14 protein-coding genes, 1 tRNA gene and 1 pseudogene are annotated in these 16,205 nt (G+C 73.9%); 11 read left to right on the forward strand and 5 right to left on the reverse strand.

What is annotated here, in order from left to right; all coding sequences use genetic code 11:
- The first annotated feature begins 19 nt into the window (after positions 1–19).
- The 8 genes from SGUI_RS14410 to htpX all read left to right on the forward strand — a co-directional run bounded on the left by SGUI_RS14410 (position 20) and on the right by htpX (position 8,570).
- Positions 20–994, forward strand: coding sequence for a complex I subunit 1/NuoH family protein (locus SGUI_RS14410; RefSeq protein ID WP_066641444.1), 975 nt, complete (start codon positions 20–22; stop codon positions 992–994).
- Positions 995–999: 5 nt separating this feature from the next.
- Complete coding sequence (locus tag SGUI_RS14415) at positions 1,000–1,458, forward strand: 4Fe-4S binding protein (RefSeq protein WP_237141378.1); 459 nt, start codon at positions 1,000–1,002, stop codon at positions 1,456–1,458.
- Positions 1,455–2,015 carry an NADH-quinone oxidoreductase subunit J family protein gene (locus tag SGUI_RS14420; protein WP_066641448.1) on the forward strand — a complete coding sequence of 187 codons (561 nt, stop codon included), beginning with the start codon at positions 1,455–1,457 and terminating at the stop codon, positions 2,013–2,015. Before SGUI_RS14415 ends, SGUI_RS14420 begins: the two co-directional genes overlap by 4 nt.
- Positions 2,012–2,347, forward strand: coding sequence for an NADH-quinone oxidoreductase subunit NuoK (gene nuoK / locus SGUI_RS14425; RefSeq protein ID WP_066641450.1), 336 nt, complete (start codon positions 2,012–2,014; stop codon positions 2,345–2,347). The genes SGUI_RS14420 and nuoK overlap by 4 nt, the downstream gene beginning before the upstream one ends.
- Positions 2,340–4,361 carry an NADH-quinone oxidoreductase subunit 5 family protein gene (locus SGUI_RS14430; RefSeq protein WP_083190714.1) on the forward strand — a complete coding sequence of 674 codons (2,022 nt, stop codon included), beginning with the start codon at positions 2,340–2,342 and terminating at the stop codon, positions 4,359–4,361. Before nuoK ends, SGUI_RS14430 begins: the two co-directional genes overlap by 8 nt.
- Positions 4,358–5,965 carry a complex I subunit 4 family protein gene (locus SGUI_RS14435; protein WP_237141379.1) on the forward strand — a complete coding sequence of 536 codons (1,608 nt, stop codon included), beginning with the start codon at positions 4,358–4,360 and terminating at the stop codon, positions 5,963–5,965. Before SGUI_RS14430 ends, SGUI_RS14435 begins: the two co-directional genes overlap by 4 nt.
- Positions 5,962–7,539, forward strand: a complete 1,578-nt coding sequence (locus tag SGUI_RS14440; protein WP_066641452.1) for a proton-conducting transporter transmembrane domain-containing protein — start codon at positions 5,962–5,964, stop codon at positions 7,537–7,539. The genes SGUI_RS14435 and SGUI_RS14440 overlap by 4 nt, the downstream gene beginning before the upstream one ends.
- Positions 7,540–7,700: 161 nt before the next feature.
- Positions 7,701–8,570: a zinc metalloprotease HtpX gene (gene htpX / locus SGUI_RS14445; protein WP_066641454.1), complete on the forward strand. Its 870-nt coding sequence runs from the start codon at positions 7,701–7,703 to the stop codon at positions 8,568–8,570.
- A gap of 140 nt (positions 8,571–8,710) precedes the next feature.
- On the opposite strand, the pseudogene folP reads toward htpX, so the two are convergent.
- The 4 genes and pseudogenes from folP to SGUI_RS14465 form a co-directional block, all read right to left on the reverse strand.
- Positions 8,711–9,680 (reverse strand): annotated as a pseudogene (gene folP / locus SGUI_RS14450) (dihydropteroate synthase).
- A 20-nt stretch (positions 9,681–9,700) separates the two neighbouring features.
- A complete protein-coding gene (locus SGUI_RS14455; protein ID WP_066641456.1) occupies positions 9,701–11,116 on the reverse strand; it encodes a hypothetical protein in 1,416 nt (471 codons plus the stop codon).
- A 72-nt stretch (positions 11,117–11,188) separates the two neighbouring features.
- Complete coding sequence (locus SGUI_RS14460; protein WP_066641458.1) at positions 11,189–11,734, reverse strand: RNA polymerase sigma factor; 546 nt, start codon at positions 11,732–11,734, stop codon at positions 11,189–11,191.
- Positions 11,735–11,899: 165 nt separating this feature from the next.
- Positions 11,900–11,982: transfer RNA gene (locus SGUI_RS14465), tRNA-Tyr, on the reverse strand.
- Between the two features lie 96 nt (positions 11,983–12,078).
- Between SGUI_RS14465 and SGUI_RS14470 the strand changes: the two genes are divergently transcribed.
- A complete protein-coding gene (locus SGUI_RS14470) occupies positions 12,079–12,576 on the forward strand; it encodes a YajQ family cyclic di-GMP-binding protein (protein ID WP_066641460.1) in 498 nt (165 codons plus the stop codon).
- Positions 12,577–12,712: 136 nt separating this feature from the next.
- Here the strand turns inward: SGUI_RS14470 and SGUI_RS14475 are convergent, their stop codons facing one another.
- Positions 12,713–14,230 (reverse strand): MFS transporter, encoded by a 1,518-nt coding sequence (locus tag SGUI_RS14475; RefSeq protein WP_066641462.1) that lies wholly within the window; start codon positions 14,228–14,230, stop codon positions 12,713–12,715.
- Positions 14,231–14,282: 52 nt separating this feature from the next.
- Between SGUI_RS14475 and SGUI_RS14480 the strand changes: the two genes are divergently transcribed.
- Both SGUI_RS14480 and SGUI_RS14485 read left to right on the forward strand, forming a co-directional pair.
- Positions 14,283–14,813 (forward strand): TetR/AcrR family transcriptional regulator, encoded by a 531-nt coding sequence (locus SGUI_RS14480; protein ID WP_066641464.1) that lies wholly within the window; start codon positions 14,283–14,285, stop codon positions 14,811–14,813.
- A 26-nt stretch (positions 14,814–14,839) separates the two neighbouring features.
- Complete coding sequence (locus tag SGUI_RS14485) at positions 14,840–16,174, forward strand: MFS transporter (protein ID WP_202816586.1); 1,335 nt, start codon at positions 14,840–14,842, stop codon at positions 16,172–16,174.
- The last annotated feature ends 31 nt before the right edge of the window (positions 16,175–16,205 follow it).

Below are 16,205 nucleotides of genomic sequence, written 5' to 3' on the forward strand. Positions count from 1 at the left end.
AGTCGTTAGGGTGGCTGCGATGCTCGCCGAACTCCCGTGGGCCCTCGAGGCCGGGCTGAAGGCCGCCTGCGTGCTGGCGGCCTTCCTCGTCCTGCCCCTGGCCCTGGGCCAGCTGGAGCACAAGCTCATGGGCCACATGCAGGGTCGGCTCGGGCCGATGGAGGCCGGGCCGCACGGCATCGGCCAGCTCGTCGCCGACGGCATCAAGTTCGCCCAGAAGGAGGACGTGACCCCCGCGGCCGCGGACCGACCGGTCTTCCGGCTCGCCCCGGCGGTCGCCCTCGTCCCCTACCTCGTCGCGCTCTCCGCGATCCCGCTCGGGGCCACCTGGGTCGCCGTCGACGTCCCCGCCAGCCTGCTGCTCGTGCTCGCCGTGACCAGCGTCGGGGTCATCGGCACGCTCATGGCGGGCTGGGGCTCGGGCAACAAGTACTCCCTGCTCGGCGGCATGCGCGCCGGAGCCCAGCTCGTCTCCTACGAGCTGCCGCTCGTCCTCGCCGCCGCCAGCGTCGCGATGGCCGCGGGCTCGCTGTCGCTCACCGGGATCGTGCAGGAGTGGTCGTGGTGGTGGCTCTTCTGGCAGCTTCCCGCCGCGCTGGTCCTCCTCGCCGCGAGCGTCGCCGAGCTGCAGCGCACCCCCTTCGACGCCCCGGTCGCCGACTCCGAGATCGTCTTCGGCCCGCTGACGGAGTACACCGGGCTGCGCTTCGCCTTCTTCCTGCTCGCCGAGTATGCCGGCATGGTCGTCATGGCGCTGCTGTTCACCGTCCTCTTCCTCGGGGGCTGGCGCGGGCCGTGGGGCGACATCGGCGTGGTGGGCGCGCTGTGGACGCTGCTCAAGGCCACCGGCGTCGGCGTGCTCATCCTCTGGCTCCGGGTCGCGTGGCCCAGGGTGCGCGAGGACCAGCTGCAGCGGCTGGCCTGGCTGGTCCTGCTGCCCCTCGCGCTGGTCCAGCTGGCGATCACCGGCGTCGGGGTGGTGGTCCTCGGATGAGGGGCGTGACCGGCCTGCTGCGCGGCCTGGCGACGACGGGGCGCACCCTGACCCGGCGGGCGCACACGGCCCGCTACCCGCATACCGAGCCCGAGCTGCCCGAGCGCAGCCGCGGCGTCATCGCGCTGCTCGAGGACAACTGCACCTCGTGCATGCTGTGCGCCCGCGAGTGCCCGGACTGGTGCATCACCATCGACTCGCACAAGGAGACCCTCCCGGCGGAGACCGAGGGCGGGCGGGAGCGCTCGCACAACGTCCTGGACCGCTTCGACATCGACTTCTCGCTGTGCATGTACTGCGGCATCTGCATCGAGGTCTGTCCGTTCGACGCGCTCTTCTGGGCGCCGGACTTCGCGTATGCCGAGGGGGACATCCGCAACCTCCTGCACGACAAGGAGCGGCTCGGGACGTTCATGGACTCGGTCCCGAAGAGCGCCCTGCCGGCGACGGAGGAGGAGCCGTGAGCGGGCTGGACGTGCTCTTCAGCGCCGTGGGCCTGGTGACGCTCGGCGCCGCGCTGCTCTCGGTCACCTCCCGGGTGGTCCTGCACGCGGCGCTCTGGCTCGTGGTGACCCTCGGCGGGCTGGCCGGCTGCTACCTCGTGCTGGGCGCCGAGCTCGTCGCGCTGGTCCAGCTGCTCATCTATGTCGGCGCCGTGGTCGTGCTCGTGCTCTTCGCCCTCATGCTCACCCGCTCCGGCGGGGTGCCGGTCGTCACCTCCGTGCCCCAGCGGGTGGCCGCCGGGCTCGTCGGGGCAGGCACCACGGTGGTGCTCGGCGGGGCGCTGCTGTCCGCCTTCGGCTGGGGCAGCGTGCCGCTGGACGGGCCGGGCAACGAGGCGGTGGCCGCGACGATCTTCGGCACCGACGTCTGGCCCTTCGAGCTGCTGTCCGTGCTGCTGCTCACGGCGCTCGTGGCCGCGGTCGCGGTGGCGCGGGCCCCCGTCGGCGGGCAGGACGCCCCCAGCCAGCGGCCGGACGCCCCGCCCGAGGTCGAGGCCGTGCAGGGGGAGGACACGTGATCCGCCCCGCCCTGCCCTACCTCCTCGTCGCCCTGCTCGCGGGCCTGGGCGCCTACGGCATCCTCGCCCGGCGCCACGCCGTCCTCGTGCTCATCGGCGTCGAGCTGCTGCTCGGCGCGGCCGGGCTGCTGCTCGTCACCGTCGCGCAGACCGCCGCCGGAGGCGACGCGAGCGCCGCGGTGCTCACCCTCTTCGTCATCACGATCGCCGCGGCCGAGGTCGTCGTCGCGCTCGCGGTGCTGCTCGCGCTGTTCCGCGCCCGCGGTCACGTCGACCTGCACGCCGAGCTCGACGGCGCCGACGGCCCGGGGGAGGTGGGCGAGCATGCCTGAGCTCCCCGACGTGCCCTGGTCCGACCTGCAGCTCCCGGACATACCGCTGCCCGAGCTGCCCATGCCGGACCTGTGGGGCGCGCCCGCCCACTGGGCGATCCTGGCGACGCTGCTCGCGGCGCTCGCCGGTCTGGGGCTGACCGGCCGCTCCAACCGGCTCGCCGCGTGGGTGGGGGTCGGCGGCTCGCTCGTCGCCTTCCTCGCCACGCTGTGGCAGCTCTACACCCTCACCCGGATCGAGGGCGCGCAGCGCGAGGTCGGCACCATCGGGGCCCTGCGCCTCGGGGAGCTGCAAGCCCCGCTGGGGCTCATGGTGGCCTGGCCGACCGCCCTGGTCGCCGCCACCGTCGCCGCGGTCGCGCTCGTCGTCCAGGGGTATGCCCGCTGGTACCTCTGGTACGACCCGCGCTACCGCTCCTTCGCCGCCACGGTGTCCCTCTTCACCGCGGCGATGCTGCTGCTCGTCCACGCCGACGACCTGCTGCTCACACTCGTCGGCTGGGAGGTGATGGGCTGGTGCTCCTACCTGCTCATCGGGCACCACTCGACCCGCTCCGCCGCCGCGCGCGCCGCCAGCAAGGCGCTGCTCGTCACCCGGACCGCCGACATCGGCTTCGTCCTCGGCCTGGTGATCCTCGCGACCGGCGCCGGCACGACGCGCACGAGCGGGGTGGTCGAGCACTGGGCCGCGGACGGCGCCTCGGCCACGCTCACCCTCGCCCTGTGCCTGCTGGTCGTCGGGGTGGCCGGCAAGTCGGCGCTCTTCCCCTTCCAGGACTGGCTGCCGGACGCCATGGAGGGTCCGACGCCGGCCTCGGCGCTCATCCACGCCGCGACGATGGTCGCGGCCGGCACGGTGGTGCTCGCCCAGCTCTTCGACCTGCTCGTGCTGTCCGGCACCGCGCGCCTGCTGCTGGCCGTGCTGGCCTGCACCACGATGATCGGCGCCGCCCTCCTGGCCTTCGCCCAGGGCGACCTCAAGCGGCTCCTCGCCTGGTCCACGGTGAGCCAGGTGGCGCTCATGCTCGCCGTCCTCGCCGCCGCCACGCCGGCGACCGGCCCGGACGCCGCGCTGCAGCACCTCGTCGCGCACGCGTGGTTCAAGGCCCTGCTCTTCCTGACGACCGGCTGGCTGGGCGTCCTCGTGGGCGGCACCGCGATGGCCCTGGTCGCCTCCGGCGCGCGGCGCTACCGCGTCCTGCGCCACCGCTTCGGCTGGGGGTTGCTCGCCCTGGCCGGCGTGCCGCCCTTCGTCGGCTTCTTCTCCAAGGAGCTCATCCTGGGCACCGCCGAGGCCGGCACCGGTCCGGGGGCCGGCGGCGGTCTCGTCCCGGTGCTCGTCCTGGCCTCGGTCGGGGCCAGCGCCCCGCTCACCGCGGCCTACTGCATGCGCGCCTGGCTGGTGCTCAGCCGCCCGACGGTGGTCCAGGACCTGGCGCAGACCTACCACCCCGGCCCGGTGCAGCGGATCGACGACTTCTTCGACGAGCCGCAGGTCGTCCAGGAGGCCGAGGGGGTCGAGCGGGCCGAGGCCGCGATCAGCTCCTCCGCCCGCATGGGCACCTCCTTCCTCATGCTCATGACCCTCCTCGGCGCGCTGGTCTCCCTCCTCCCGGTCTGGGGCCCGCAGGTCGAGCTCGACCTGCAGCTCACCGTCGCGACGCTGCTGCTCATGCTGGTCAGCGCGCTGCTCGTGCGCCTCGCGGCGGGCGGGGTGCGCACCCGTGACGCGGCCGCGCGCATACCCGCCGCGGCGAGCCTGGCCGCCGAGCGGGGCCTCTACGCCGACGTCGCCTACCGCGCCCTCGTCGCCACCCCGGTCCTCGCGCTCGCCCGGGGGGTCGCCTGGTTCGACGACCAGGTGCTGGACGCCTGGGTGCGCGGCCTCGGGGCGGGTCCCCGGCCGCTCGGCCGGGTCGGCGACCTCCTCAGCCCGCGTCGGGCGACGCCCGGGCTCGCGCTCGTCCTGGCCGGCATGCTCGTGCTGGCCGCGATCGGGGTGGTGACCGCGTGACCGGGACGATCGGCCGGGTGCGCGACGACCTCCTCGCCCTGGTGCCGGACCTCGGTGCCTGGTGGTATGCCCTCGCGCTCGCCCCGCTGCTCCTCGCCGCCGTGACGCTGCTCGTCGTCGGGCGTTGGCCGGAGCAGCCGGGCCACCGCGTCGTGCACCGCACCTCGCTGGCCGCCGCTACGCTCAGCGCCCTCGGCGTGGCCGGGGTGGCGCTGGACCGCCCGGTCGTCGAGGTCAGCTGGATCCCCAGCCTCGGCGTGTGGTTCAGCCTGCGCCCCGACGGGCTGTCCGTCCCGCTGCTGCTGCTCACGGCGGTGGTGGGCGTCGTCGCGACGGCGCTCCACCTCCACCCGGCGCACGAGCCCCGGCACGTGCCGGTGGACGAGGAGGACACCGACCCCACCTCGCCCATCCCGGTGGTGCGCGCCGTCGACGTCCCCGGGCTCGCGAGCTACCACGCCTGCCTGCTGCTCGTCCTGCTCGGTGCGCTGGTCGCCTTCCTGGCCGGCGACGCCCTGCTCTTCTTCATCGGCTTCGAGCTGGTGCTCGTGCCCATGTGGCTCCTCGTGGCCCGGCACGGCGACCCGGGCAGCGACCGGGAGGGTGCCGCGGTCCGCTTCCTCATGGTCACCGTCGTGGGCTCCTCCCTGGTGCTGCTCGGCATCCTCGCGCTCGCGACCGCGCTCGGCAGCACCGACCTGCAGGTGTGGGCCGAGCAGGGCGGCGCCACCCTGGGCCGCGGCTCCCAGCTCGCGATCGCCGCGGTCCTGCTGGTCGGCCTGGCCCTCAAGGTCCCCGTCTTCCCGCTGCACACGTGGCTGCCCTGGGTGCACGCCACCGCCCCGACCGCGGGCTCGGTGCTCCTGGCGGCGGTCCTGCTCAAGCTCGGCACCTACGGCATGGTGCGCCTCGTGGTGCCCGTCGTCCCCGAGGGCTTCGCCGCCTGGTCGCCGCTGCTCGCCGGGCTCGGGGTGGCCGGCATCGTCTGGGCCTCGCTGGTCTGCCTGGTCGAGCGGGACCTCAAGCGCCTCATCGCCTGGTCCTCCATCGCGCACCTGGGCTTCGTGGTCCTCGGCATCGCCTCCGGGACGCAGGCCGGGCTGCAGGCCGCCCTCTTCGGCAACGTGGCCCACGGCCTGGTCTCCGCGCTGCTCTTCGTCGTGGTCGGCGGGCTCAAGCACCGGTGGGGCAGCGCCGACCTCACCGTCCGGCACGCCGCCCTGCGCGAGGTGACCCCCCGCCTCGGGCTGGCCCTCGTGGTCGGGATGGCCGCCTCCAGCGGGCTGCCGGGGCTGGCCGTGTTCTGGGGCGAGATCGGCGGTCTGCTGGCGGCGTGGTCGCCGGCGCCGGACCGGCCGGAGGGGTGGTTCCGGGCTTTCGCGGTCGTCGGCGCCCTCGGCGGAGCCCTGGCCGTGGCGTACGCCGTGCGCGTGCTGCGCGAGGTGTGGTTCGGCGACCGCGTGGAGCCGGGCATACCCGACGCGGTCCTCACCGAGCGGGTGGCGCTGCGCCTGCTCGGGGTCCTGGTGCTGCTGCTGGGCCTGGTCCCGACCCTGCTCCTGTCGCTGACCGCGCCCTTCGTCGAGGGGGTGCTGCTCCGATGACGCTGCAGCTCGACCTCGTGGCGCTGCTGCCGGTCCTCGCGCCCGTCCTGGCGGCGGTCGTCGTGCTCGTGCTCGACGTCGCGCTCCCGGGCCGTCGCACGCCCCACCTCTACCTCGGCGGCGCCGGGCTCGCGGCCGGGGCGGCCGCGGCCGTCCCGGGGCTCCTGCTCCCGGCCGGCGACCGGCGCTCGGCGTTCTGCCTGCCTGACGGGTGGTGCGCCTACGCCGCCGACGACCTCACCTCGGTGCTGCAGCTCGCCGCGCTCCTCGCGGGGCTCGTGGTGCTGGTGCTCGCCTGGCCGGACTGGTCGGCCCCGGGCCGCGACGGCGGCGCGGAGCCGACGGGCCGCGCGCCCGTCGTCATGGCTCTGATGCTGGCCTCGACCGCCGGTGTGGTGGCGGTGCCCGCCGCCGGGGACCTCAGCTCCCTGCTCGTGTCGCTCGAGCTCGCGACCCTGCCGACGGTCGCGCTCGTCGTGCTGGTGCGCACCACCTGGGCGGCGCCCCGCCGGGCCCGCGCGGTGGACGGCGCCGTCGCGCTGCTCACCACGTCGCTGGTCTCGTTCGGGCTGCTGGCGCTCGGTGCCGGACTCTGGGCCGCCGCGACCGGCAGCACCCGCTTCACCGGCATACCCCCGACGCACCCCGAGCTGCTCGTGCTGGCCGCGGTGCTCCTCGCCGCCGGGCTGGCGTTCAAGGTGTCCGCCGTGCCCTTCCACGCGTGGACCCCGATCACGTATGCCGGGGCCCCGCTCCCCGTGACGACCTACCTCGCGACCGTCTCGAAGGTCGCCGCCCTCGGGGGCCTCGTGGTCGTCGTGCGGGCCCTCGGCGTGCTCGACGGGACCACCCTCGTCGCGCTCGCGCTGCTGGCGGCCGCGTCGATGACCGTCGGCAACCTCGTGGCGCTGGTGCAGCACGACGGCGTGCGGCTGCTCGCCTGGTCGACCGTCGCCCAGGCCGGCTGGGTGCTCCTGCCGCTGGCCACGGTGTCCTCGCGGGCGGCGAACGCCGCCGGCTCCTACCTCGTGGTCTACGTCGTCGCCACGCTGCTGGCCTTCGTCGTCGTGGCGGCGGTGGCGGCGCTCGCCCGCGACGGGGGAGCGGAGGCTGCGGAGGGGTCCGGTGCGGCGCCGGGGCGGACGTCGCTGGAGGCCCAGCGCGGCCTGCTGCGGGACCGGCCGCTGCTCGCCGTCCCGCTCGGGCTCGCCCTGCTGACCCTCGCCGGGCTGCCCCCGGCGATCGCCGGCGTCGTCGCCAAGATCGTGGCGCTGCGGCCGGTGCTCGGCGACGAGACCTGGTGGCTGGCGCTCGTGGCGGCGGTCAACATCGCCCTGGGGATCGCCGTCTACCTGCGCTGGCTGGTCGTCCTCGCCGGCCCGCGGGCCGAGGGCGTGCGGCAGGGTGAGGCACAGGAGGCACCGGAGGGGCAAGAGGCGCAAGAGGCGCCGGAGGGGCAGAAGGCGCCGGAGGGGCAGAAGGCGCCGGGGGTGCCGGTGCGGCTGTGGGTGCTCGTCGGCCTGCTCACCGCCGCCCTCGTCGTCGGCAGCATCGCCCCCGTCGGCATCGTCTGAGCACTCTCGGCGCGTCAGCTCGTGCCGAGTGGCCCAGTTGCGTACCCCAATCGAACGTGTCTGCGCGCCGAAGTGGGCCACTCGGCGAGCCGGGAACGGCATGCCGGTGACTCCGGGCATACCTCGGGAACACCGGAACGACGCCCCGTCGTTCACCTGACATGCACAAGCACTACAACGGGCTGAAGACGACTTTCCTCTTCGGCGCCATCTGGGCGATCTTCCTCGGGATGGGCGCCCTGCTGGGCGGCAACTGGATCTGGATCTTCGCCATCTTCGGTCTGGCCACGACCGCCTACAGCTACTGGAACTCGGACAAGCTGGCCATCAAGGCGATGCGCGCCCAGCCGGTGACCCGGGAGCAGCAGCCGGCGATGTACCGCATCGTCGAGGAGCTCTCCCGCGAGGCCGGCAAGCCCATGCCCCGGCTCTACGTCAGCCCCACCGCGGCGCCCAACGCCTTCGCGACCGGGCGCAACCCGGAGAACTCGGCGGTGTGCTGCACCGAGGGCATCCTGCACCTGCTCGACGAGCGCGAGCTGCGGGGCGTGCTCGGCCACGAGCTCATGCACGTCTACAACCGCGACATCCTCACCAGCTCGGTCGCGGCCGGCATCGCCGGCGTCATCACCTCGGTGGCGCAGATGGCGCTCTTCTTCGGCGGCAGCCGGGAGAACGGCGGCAACCCCTTCGCCATGCTCGCGATGGCGCTGCTCGCGCCCTTCGCCGCGACCGTGGTGCAGCTCGCGATCAGCAGGACCCGCGAGTACGACGCCGACGAGGACGGCGCCCAGCTCACCGGGGACCCGCTCGCGCTCGCCTCGGCGCTGCGCAAGCTGGAGTCCGGCACCCAGAAGGCCCCGCTCCAGCCGGAGCGGCAGCTCGTCAACGCGAGCCACATGATGATCGCCAACCCGTTCCGCGCCCGCGACGTCGGCAAGATGTTCGCCACCCACCCGCCGATGGCCCAGCGGATCTCCCGCCTGGAGCAGATGGCCCGGGGCAGCCAGCCGGGCATCGAGCGCCTCTGACCGAGGCCGCCGGACCTGAACACGGATATGGGGGCGGAGCGTAGGAAATAACCTGCGCCCTGGCCCCATGTCCGTGTTCAGGTCCCGGAAGCGTGCTCAGGTCCGGCAAGCGTGCTCAGGCGCCGGAACCGTGCACAGGCTCAGGCCCCTCGCGCGGTCCGGGGTATGCCGTCCGCCGGCTCACCCCTGACCGCCCGGGCCGGGGGACGGTCGCCGCGGATGCTCGCGACCATGTCGACGACGCGCCGGGTGGCCCGCACGTCGTGGGCCCGGAAGACCGCCGTGCCCAGCCAGGCCGCGACCGCCGTCGCCGCGAGCGTGCCCTCCAGCCGCTCCTCGACCTCCAGGTCGAGGGTCTCGCCGACGAAGTCCTTGCGGGACAGCGCCTGCAGCACCGGGAAGCCCAGCGCCGCGACGTCCGCGGTGTGCCGCAGCGTCGTGAGCGAGTGCCGGGTCGTCTTGCCGAAGTCCAGGGTCGGGTCGACCAGCACCCGCTCCGACGGCACCCCGGCCTCCACCGCAGCCCGTGCGCCCCGCGCGAGCACCGCCACCACGTCGCGCACCACGGCGAGCTCGTCCTCGCCGTGGCCGTCGGCATACCGGACGTCGACGGGGTCGGTGCGCGGCGGCAGACCCCCGGTGTGCGAGACCACGACACCCGCCCTAGCCCGGGCTGCGGCGTGCACCAGCTCCGGGTCGTGGCCCGCCCAGGTGTCGTTGACGAGGTCGACCAGCCCGCCCGCGGCGGCCGCGACCTCGCTGCGCCAGGTGTCCAGCGAGAGCACCAGCCCGGGGTGGGCCGCCCGCGCCGCCTCGAAGGAAGGGCAGCACCCGGTCCTTCTCCAGCGCGGCGCTGACGTCCTCGCCCTCCTGACCGGCACGCACCCCGCCCACGTCGACGATGTCGGCGCACTGCGCGACCGCGGCGTCCAGGGCGGCGAGCGCGTCGTCGAGGTCGCCGTGCCGGTTGCCAGCCCAGAACGAGTCGTGGGTGCGGTTGACGACCGCCATGACGGCCGGTCGCCCGCTGTCGAAGCGCTGCCCGCGCAGCACGAGGGCCGGCGGGCGGGGCAACGACAGGGGGACGACGGCGGGCATCACGCCCGCCATCGTCCCACCCGGTCGGTCGGTCAGCCCCAGGAGATCCAGTCGATCGCCTCGTCTGCCACGGCCATGACGGTGTAGGTCATGCCGTCGTCGGTGGAGAGCTCCCACACGGGGACCTCCATGGTGCCGGCGTGGGTGTAGATCGAGCCCCGCACCAGCTCGGCGCCGGTGACCTCCTTGTCCTTGAGGAGCAGGGGGAGGGCCATGCCGTCCTCCACCTCCGGGGGGTCGGGGAGCTCGGGTGCGACGAAGGTCGTGCCCGTCGTGCCCGTCGCGCTCGGCGCGGTGTCCTCCAGGTCCTCCGGGAGCTGCACGCCGTACTCCTCGGTGAACTCCTTCTCCCCGTAGCGCTCCACGGCCTGGGCGGGGGAGATCACCGGGTAGTCACCGATCGCGACCATCTCGCCCAGTCCCGCGCCGGCGTCGATGACGCCCTCGGGTCCCACGGTGAGGTGGACGTGCCGCGGCCCGTAGGCGCCGCCCGGGGGCGCGGCCTCGACGTAGACGACGGGGAAGCCGTCGCCGTAGCCGTACTCCTCGTCGTCCACCCGGAAGTCGAAGCCCTCCGTCGGTATGCCGGCCCGGTCGAGGAAGTCCTGGGCCGCACCCCTGGCCTGCTCCTTCGTCGGCCGCTCGCCGGTGAGCTCGTGGCAGTCCTCGGCCGTCGGCAGCGGCGTCCCCTCGCCGAAGGTCGCCTCCCAGTACTCGGTGAGCATCTCCCGCTCCTGGCCGGAGACGGCGGTGATGCCCTCCCGGCAGTCGGGCGAGGAGTAGAAGTCGGAGTAGGAGACGTAGAGGCCGCCCCCGTCGGTGGAGGCCATGATCATCCGACCCGTCTCCGCCTCGGCCAGACCGACGTCGCCCTCTGGGAGGAAGTCGGCGTCGACCTCCATGGGCACGCCGTCCATCCCGAGCGCCTCCGCCCAGGCTGCGAGGAAGGCCTCCGGGTCCTCGTCGCTGCGCAGCACCGAGATCGGGGCCGTCGTGGTCTCCTGCGACAGCGCGGGGCCGGCCACGAGCCGCACCGGACCGGGGTCGTAGGGCTCGGGGGCGCTCTCGACGGAGGAACCGCTGCTCGCGTATGCCGACCCCGCCATCTCCGCGCTCAGCCCCGGCTCCATCCCGGCGCCGGCCGCGCCGAGGAGCGAGTCCTCGCCGGCGACGAGCAGCGTGCCGGGTCCGCGCTGCGCGCCCAGGGCATACCCGCCGGCGCCGATGGCCAGGGCCGCGATGCACGCGGCCGCCACCCACGGGGCCCGGATGACCGGGTCGCGCAGCAGGTCGTCGACCTGGGTGGCCCGATCGGCGCCGGCGCCCCGGCTGGCCGGCGCCTTGTGCTCGACCAGCGCGCGCAGGCGGGAGAGGTCCGGGTGGGACCCGGTCGCCGGGTCGCTGGCGCGCAGCCGGTGCAGGCCCTCGTCGTCGTGGTGCTCGACCATGGTCGGTCTCCTTCGGTGCGGTGGTGCGCAGGTGGTGCGGGTGTGCCGGGCCGCGGGGTCCGGCGGAGGGGTCTAGTGGTCGTGCTCCCAGGCCTCGCGCAGGCGGGCGCGGGCCCGGGAGAGCGCGGCGGCGGCCCCGCCGCGGGTGAGGCCGAGCGCCTGGGCCAGGCCTTCTCCGTCGAGGCCCTCCCACGCGTGGAGCATGAGGATGGAGCGGTCCCGGGTGCTGAGTCGCGACATCGCCCGGCGGACCTCGTCGTCGGCCATGACCAGGTCGGCGGGGTCGACGCTGCGCACGTGCAGGTCACCCTCCTCCTGCCCGGAGTAGTCCGACAGCAGCGTCAGCGTGGGCTTGCGGCGGTGGTTGGCCAGGACGTAGGAGGCCGTGCGGTAGAGCCACGGCAGCTCGTAGTCGGCCGGGATCTTCTCCCGGCGGCGCCAGGCGGTCGCGAAGACCTCGGCGGTGAGGTCCTCCACGTCGTCCCGTGCCGCGCGCCGGGTGAGGTAACGGTGCACCTGGGTCGCGTGCTGGGCGAAGAAGGAGTCGAACCAGGTCGCGTCCCGGGGGGTCCCGGTCGTCCCCGTGCCGGGCTGGTCCCCGGCGAGGCGTAGCGGCATCGCTCCTCCTGGTGGCTGCGGCGGGCCCGGTCGGCCCGTCCACCTGCACTATGTCCGGCCCCGACCCGGTGTTGCAGGCGCCGCTCCGCAGCGGTGACGGCGGCGGGCATACCCAGGAGGAAAAGAAGGACGGGCACCGGTCTCCCGGTGCCCGTCCTCGGTGGGTGGCAGGTGCAGGATTCGAACCTGCGTAGGCGTAAGCCGACGGATTTACAGTCCGCTTCCATTGGCCGCTCGGACAACCTGCCGTGCGCGCTGAGCGCGGGTGACATGCTAACAGTCACACCCCCGGTGGTCCGAACCCGCGAGCGGGCCGCCACCGACACGACACAGGAGGTATGCCCATGGCCGACTCGTCCTTCGACATCGTCAGCAAGGTCGATCACCAGGAGGTCGCCAACGCCGTCAACCAGGCGGCCAAGGAGATCGGCAACCGTTACGACTTCCGCAACGTCGGCGCCCGGGTGGAGCTGTCCGGCGAGAGCATCTCGATGGCCGCCAACAGCGAGGAGCGCTGCAAGGCGGTGCTCGACGTGCTGCAGACCAAGCTGGTCAAGCGCGGGGTCTCGCTGAAGCACCTCGACTACACGCACGACGGCGAGCCGTACGCCTCGGGCAAGGAGTTCCGGCTGGAGGCCGGGCTCAAGAGCGGCATCTCCTCGGAGAACGCCAAGAAGATCGGCAAGATCATCCGGGACGAGGGGCCCAAGGGCGTGAAGTCGCAGATCCAGGGCGACGAGCTGCGGGTGACCTCCAAGTCGCGCGACGACCTGCAGGCGGTGCAGCGGCTGCTCAAGGAGAAGGACCTCGACGTGGCGCTGCAGTTCACCAACTACCGCTGAGCGGCCACCGCCACCGGCCACCGCCGGCTCTGGCTGGCTGGAACCACCGACCACCGCCGGAATTCGACCTTGGGTTTCATCGCCATGGCGACGAAACCCAAGGTCGAATTCGGGGATGGGCGACCCGGCGGGGCGGTCAGCGCTCCGCGTGCCGGAGCGTGACCCAGCCGACCAGCGCGGCGACCGCCACGAGGACGGCACCCGCGGTGCTCGTGACCCCGACGCCGGCGTCGAAGGCGGCGCGGGCCGCCTCGAGCAGGGCCGGGTCGCCGGTCCGCTCCGCCGCGGCGGCGGCACCGCCCAGCGTCTCGCGGGCCGCCGCGGCCGACGCCTCGTCGGTGCCGGCGGGGATGTGCAGCGAGGACCGGTAGACGGCCGTGAGGAGCCCGCCCAGCACGGTGGTGCCGAGCACCGCGCCGAACTCGTATGCCGTCTCGCTCACCGCCGAGGCGGCGCCGGCCTTCGCCGGGGGCACGGCCGTGAGGATCTGGTCGTTGGAGATCGTCTCGGCGGCGCCGATGCCCATCCCGAGCAGCGCGAAGGAGATCGCGATCTGGGGGATCGTCGTCGCGGTGCCGCCCAGGCTGAGCAGGGCGTAGGCCACGAAGGAGAAGGTCAGCCCGCCCACGACCGCGACCGCCGGACGCACGTGGCGCACCACGCGGACCACGAGGAGCCCGGCGGCGATCATGGCCAGGACGCCCGGGACGAGCACGAGGGAGGCCTCGAGCGGGGGCATACCCTCGACGAGCTGCAGGTGCTGGGTGACGAAGAAGAGGAAGCCGGTCAGCGCCACGATGCTCAGCAGGTTGACCGCCAGGGCGCCGGAGAAGGCGGGCACGGCGAAGAGTCGCACGTCGAGCATCGGGTTGACCGAGCGGCGCATCCGGCGCACGAAGGCGGTGCCGGCGGCCAGCGCGGCGACCAGGGCGGCGACGGAGACAGCGTCGAGCCCCTCCACCGCGACGTGCTTGAGCGACCAGGCGAGCCCGCCGAGCGCGGCCATGGACAGCGCGATCCCGACGAGGTCGATGCGGCCGGGCGCCGGGTCGCGGGACTCCCGGATGAGGAAGGGCCCGAGGACGAGCAGCGGCACGAGCACGGGGACGGCCACCAGGAAGACCGAGCCCCAGTGGAAGTGCGCCAGCAGCACGCCGCCGACCACCGGACCCAGCGCGGCGCCGACGGAGAAGCCGGTGGCCCAAATCGCGATCGCCAGCCGGCGCTGGGACCGGTCGAGGAACATCGTGCGCAGCAGCGAGAGCGTGGCCGGCATGAGGGTGGCGCCGAAGACGCCGAGCCCGACGCGGGCGAGGAGCAGCAGCTCGGCGGTCGGCGCGAAGGCCGCCAGGACGGAGACGGCGGCGAAGCCGGTGGCGCCGACGAGCAGGACGCGGCGCCGCCCGATCCGGTCGCCGACGGTCCCCATCGTCACGAGCAGCGTCGCCAGCACCAGCGGGTAGGCGTCGATGAGCCAGAGCTGCTGGGCCGCCGTGGGGGAGAGCGCCTGGGCGATCTGGGGGAGCGCGAAGTTCAGCACCGTGGTGTCGATGGACACGAGGAGCACCGGGAGCATGAGCACGGCCAGGCCGGCCCAGTCGCGGCGGGTCGCCCGGGGTGCCGTCGCGGGCGGGGTGAGGTCGAGCGCGGTCATGACTAAAACTATACCGTCTGGACGGTTTAGTAGCAACCGTTAGGATGACGCCATGGCCAAGGGTGAACAGACGCGCTCGCGACTGCTCGACGCCTTCGAGAACCTCGTCATCGAGCACGGGGAGCGGGCCGGGACCCTCGCCGCCACCGCCGGGGAGGCCGGGGTGTCCAAGGGCGGCCTGCTCTACCACTTCGGGTCCAAGGACGCGCTCGTCGAAGGCCTGGCAGACCGGCTCGAGGTCTTCGCCGCCGCCGAGGAGCGGCGGCTGGCAGCCCTCCCGGACGCGCTCGAGGTCTTCCTGCGCGAGTCGGTGGCCGCGAACCAGCCCTTCGACCGCACCTACCTCGCGCTGCTCAAGCTCGGGCAGCTGGACGAGCACGCGGCGGCGCGCGAGGCGCTGCTGCGCCTCGACGAGCACTTCCTCGCCGCGCTCACGGAGGCGCTGGGCGACCCCGACCTGGCCCTGCTCGTCCTGCGCGTGAGCGACGGGATCTACGTGCGCACCGCCCTGGGCGGCAGCGACGCGCTCCCCGCCGACTCGGTCGACCGGATCCTGGGCCTGCTCGCCACCCTGCCGGGCTGACCGCGTCCCGTCTACGATCGACACCCATGGCGACCGTGACCGACCAGAGCCTGCCGACGCGCCCGGAGCGCATGGGGCGACTCCCGTACACCCGCAAGCACACCCGGGTCCTGCTCGGCTCGGGCACCGGCTGGGCGCTGGACGCGATGGACGTCGGGCTCATCTCCTTCGTCGGCCTCGCGATCGCGACCCAGTGGGACCTCACGCGCACCGAGCAGTCCTGGCTGCTGTCGATCGGCTTCGTCGGGATGGCGCTGGGCGCCACCTTCGGTGGCATGCTCGCGGACCGCTACGGCCGCCGCACCGTCTTCGCGACCACGCTGCTCGTCTACGGCCTCGCCACGGGCGCGTCGGCGCTGGTCAGCGGGCTGGCGGCGCTGCTCGTGCTGCGCTTCCTCGTCGGCATCGGGCTCGGTGCCGAGCTGCCGGTCGCCTCGACGCTGGTCAGCGAGCTGTCGCCCACGCGGATCCGCGGGCGCATGGTCGTCCTGCTCGAGTCGTTCTGGGCGGTGGGCTGGCTGCTCGCGGCGCTCATCGGCTACTTCGTCGTGCCGGCCAGCGACAACGGCTGGCGCTGGGCGTTCGCGCTCGGGCTCGTCCCGGCGATCTACGCCGTCGTCATCCGTTGGGGTATGCCCGAGTCCCCGCTCTTCCTCGAGCGCCGCGGTCGCGAGACCCAGGCGGAGGAGGTGGTGCGCTCCTTCGAGGAGTCCGCCGGGGTCCCGCACGAGCAGAGCCGGCCGCTGCCCGAGGCGCCGCCCCGGAGCGCGGGGGCGCTCTGGTCCCCGGCATACCGGGTGCGCACCGTCGGCATCTGGGTGGTGTGGTTCTGCGTCAACTTCTCCTACTACGGCGCCTTCATCTGGCTGCCGACCCTGCTCTACGCGCAGGGCTTCGACCTGGTGCGCTCGTTCGGCTACACCCTGGTCATCACCCTCGCCCAGCTCCCCGGGTATGCCCTCGCGGCCGTGCTCGTCGAGGTCTGGGGGAGGAGGGCGACGCTGGCGACCTTCCTGCTGGGCTCGGCGGTCTCGGCCGTCTTCTTCGGCTTGTCCGGCGAGGTCTGGCAGATCATCGCCGCCGGTTGCGCCATGAGCTTCTTCAACCTCGGTGCCTGGGGCGCGCTGTATGCCGTCACCCCGGAGATCTACCCCACCAGCGTGCGCGCGTCCGGGGCGGGCGCCGCGGCGGGCTTCGGCCGCATCGCCTCGATCGCCGCGCCGCTGCTCGTGCCGGTCATCCTCGGCACCTGGGGCAACGCCGCCCTGTTCACCCTCTTCGGCGCCGCCTTCGTCGTCGGCGCGCTCGCGGCATACCTCCTGCTGCCGGAGCAGGCCGGCGACGCCCTCGAGACCTCCTGACGCCGGGGTGTCCGATCCATGAGTGATGCAT

The sequence above is a fragment of the Serinicoccus hydrothermalis genome, from assembly GCF_001685415.1.
In the GTDB taxonomy this organism is placed as follows: domain Bacteria; phylum Actinomycetota; class Actinomycetes; order Actinomycetales; family Dermatophilaceae; genus Ornithinicoccus; species Ornithinicoccus hydrothermalis.